Raw genomic sequence first — 1,263 nt, forward strand, 5'->3', positions numbered from 1 at the left:
GCCGACAGGGCGTCCGCGATGACCGCCTCGAGCCGTGAAGCCGTCTCGGCGTATTTCGCGACCGCTTCGCGGTGCACCCACGCGATCGAGGTCCCCGGCAGGATGTCGTGGAACTGCTGCAGGAGCACCTGCTGCCAGAGCGCGTCGAGCTCGTCGTACGGGTAGGCGGAGTCGGTGCGTGCGGCGGCGGTCGTGGCCCACAGCTCGGCCTCGATCAGCAGCTGTTCGCACCGGCGGTTGCCCTGCTTGGTCTGGTGCTGGCTCGTGAGCGTGGCCCGGTGCAGCTCGAGGTACAGCTCCCCCACCCACACCGGCGGGTTCGGCAGCTCGGACTTCGCGCGGTCGAAGAACGTGTCCGGGTGCTCCCAGCGGACCTTGGCGCTGCCCTCGAGGTCGGCGAGCCGGGCGGCCGTGCCGGTCATCTCCCGGGTCGTGCCACCGCCGCCGTCGCCCCAGCCGACGGGCGCGATCGACCCCGTGGCGATCCGGTTCTCCCGGAACTGGCTCGCGGCCTTCGCGACCTCCTCGCCGCTGAGCCGCGAGTTGTAGGTGTCCATCGACGGGAAGTGCGAGAACACCCGCGAGCCGTCGATGCCCTCCCAGAGGAACGTGTGGTGTGGGAACTTGTTGACCTGGTTCCACGAGATCTTCTGCGTGAAGAACCACTCGAAGCCCGCACGCCGCATGAGCTGCGGCAGCGCCGGCGAGTACCCGAAGCTGTCCGGCAGCCAGACCCCCTTCGGCCGGATGCCGAACTCGCGCTCGAAGAACCGCTGGCCCTGCGAGAACTGCCGCACGATGCTCTCACCCGTGGGCATCACCGTGTCGGACTCGACCCACATGCCGCCGAGCGGCAGGAACCGACCGGCCTCGACGGCGGCCTGCACCCGGGCGTAGACCTCGGGCCGGTGCTCCTTGATCCACGCGTACTGCTGCGCGCTGGACATGCCGTAGAGGAAGTCGTCGGTCTGGTCGATGAGCTCGGTCATCGTCGAGGTGGTGCGGGCGACCTTGCGGATCGTCTCGCGGACCGGCCAGAGCCAGGCGGAGTCGATGTGGGCGTGCCCGATCGCCGAGATGGTGTGCGCCGACGCGTCCGCGGGTGCGGCGAGGACATCAGCGAGCGCCGCGCGGGCGTCCGGGGCCGTGGCGGCGACGTGCTGCAGGTCGAGCCGGTCGAGCGCATCGTCGAGCGCCTGCAGGATCCGCATGCGGCGGGGCCCCTCCGGCAGCTGCGCCTGAGTTCGAGGAGGACCTCGAGGT

Annotated in this window: 1 protein-coding gene; it reads right to left on the minus strand. The window is 70.5% G+C overall.

Features of this window, described 5'->3' with window-relative positions; translation table 11 throughout:
- A partial coding sequence (locus I59_RS19680; protein WP_042726621.1) for an alpha-mannosidase occupies positions 1-1,263 on the minus strand: 1,263 nt, incomplete at both ends.

The sequence above is a fragment of the Curtobacterium sp. B8 genome, assembly GCF_000333315.1.
GTDB lineage: Bacteria > Actinomycetota > Actinomycetes > Actinomycetales > Microbacteriaceae > Curtobacterium > Curtobacterium luteum.